Origin of the sequence: Bartonella sp. TS25HLJMH, from assembly GCF_042193505.1 — a bacterium.
GTDB classification, from domain to species: domain Bacteria; phylum Pseudomonadota; class Alphaproteobacteria; order Rhizobiales; family Rhizobiaceae; genus Bartonella; species Bartonella grahamii.
The window spans coordinates 1-492 of the sequence record NZ_JBHILV010000096.1; the positions used below are offsets into that span (position 1 = coordinate 1).

Sequence of the window (492 nt, forward strand, 5' to 3'; positions counted from 1 at the left end):
GGAAATGTAACTATTTTAAAAACGTATTTTCACCTTTCTATATAGAGAAAAGTCTTTTTAAACATGGCATGTTAGGTCTTTTTGAGGATGAAACACAGGGGTTTTTACTGTTACCATGTGAAGCTCACTTACAAGAAGGAGAACCAACAGAATACAAATGCAGTGGGAATGGCTATTCAAAAATAATTAATAAAGAGAATATTGTCATTCTTAGAAATGGTATATCTAGTGATATTCCATCTTTAATAGCTAAAAAATATGCAGAGAGGACATATAATATATTTCAAAATCATGGTATTGTAGCGCGAACATTAAAAAATGCGGTTTCATTCCCCATAAGTCCTGAAAGCCCTATACAAAATTTAGAAAACTTGCGAAAGCACCTAGAAACTTCAATCTCTGTAGCTGATCCTGGAAGCCTTATACAAAATTTAGAAGATTTGTGGCAACAACGAGACGACTTGCTTAATGAAGCTTTCTCAATATTAGGAT

1 protein-coding gene is annotated in these 492 nt (G+C 32.9%); it reads left to right on the forward strand.

The window, feature by feature from the left end; translation table 11 throughout:
* Window positions 1-492: hypothetical protein (locus ACFINF_RS09435; protein WP_375620620.1), on the forward strand; the 492-nt coding region annotated here is incomplete at both ends.